The organism is Paraburkholderia sp. LEh10 (genome assembly GCF_017814945.1).
In the GTDB taxonomy this organism is placed as follows: domain Bacteria; phylum Pseudomonadota; class Gammaproteobacteria; order Burkholderiales; family Burkholderiaceae; genus Paraburkholderia.
Genome location: NZ_JAGIPX010000216.1, coordinates 1 through 1021 on the forward strand (window position 1 = coordinate 1; position 1021 = coordinate 1021).

Consider the following 1021-nt stretch of genomic DNA (forward strand, 5'->3'; position numbering starts at 1 on the left):
CGCATCGGCGCGAGGATGAACTTGGCCGACACGCCCGCCGCAATCGTGATCACGGCCGACACGATGAACACCAGGTTCCAGCCGCCCGTTGCCGCGAGCACGGAAGCGATCGGCACGATCAGCGATGCCGTGCCCTTCGCCGTATAGAGCGTGCCCGCATTGGCGGCCGCGTATTTACTGCCGAACGTATCCGCGCAGATTGCCGGGAAGATCGAGAAGATTTCGCCCCAGAACAGGAAGATCAGCGCCGCGAACGTCATGAACGCGTACGGATTCTGCCCATACTCCATCAGACCGAGCAGCGCGAGCCCCTCGCCGATGAAGATCGCGAACATCGTGTTTTCACGGCCGATCTTGTCCGAGATGAAGCCGCACAGCGGACGCGTGAAGCCGTTGCAGATGTTGTCGATCGACAGCGTCATCGTGAGCAGCGGCAGCGTCATGCCGAACATCGTCATCGGCAGCTTGGCGAGGCCCCAGTCCTTCGCGATCGGACCGATCTGCGCCGTCGCCATCAGGCCGCCCGCGGCAACCGCGACGAACGACACATAGATCACCCAGAACACGGGCGCCTTGATCATCTGCCCCGGCGTGTAGTCCGTCTTGGTGACCGCGAACTTGCGCTTCACACCCGATACGGAGCGCGCCACCGGCTTGTTCAACAGCAGCGCCAGCACGAAGATCGCCACGCCTTGCAGAATCCCGAAGAACAGGAACGTGTGCTCATAACCTGAGCGCGTAATCATGTTCGCGATGGGAATCACCGTGACCGCCGCGCCCGCGCCGAAGCCTGCGGCCGTGAGGCCCGCCGCGAGACCGCGCTTGTCCGGGAACCACTTCAGCGCATTGCCGACACATGTGCCGTACACGCCGCCCGCGCCGATCCCGGCGATGACGGACGCGACGTACAACTCGGGCAGCGTCGTCGCGTACGAGTTCATCACCCACGCAAGGCCCGCGCAGATCGCGCCGCCCGCCACGACGGGACGCGGACCGAAGCGGTCGACGAGCCATCCTTCGA

Annotated in this window: 1 protein-coding gene; it reads right to left on the reverse strand. The window is 64.3% G+C overall.

Annotated elements, in window-relative coordinates:
• Window positions 1–1021, reverse strand: a 1021-nt coding sequence (gene oxlT / locus J8I87_RS44010) for an oxalate/formate MFS antiporter (RefSeq protein ID WP_209938912.1), incomplete at both ends; no start/stop codon positions are given.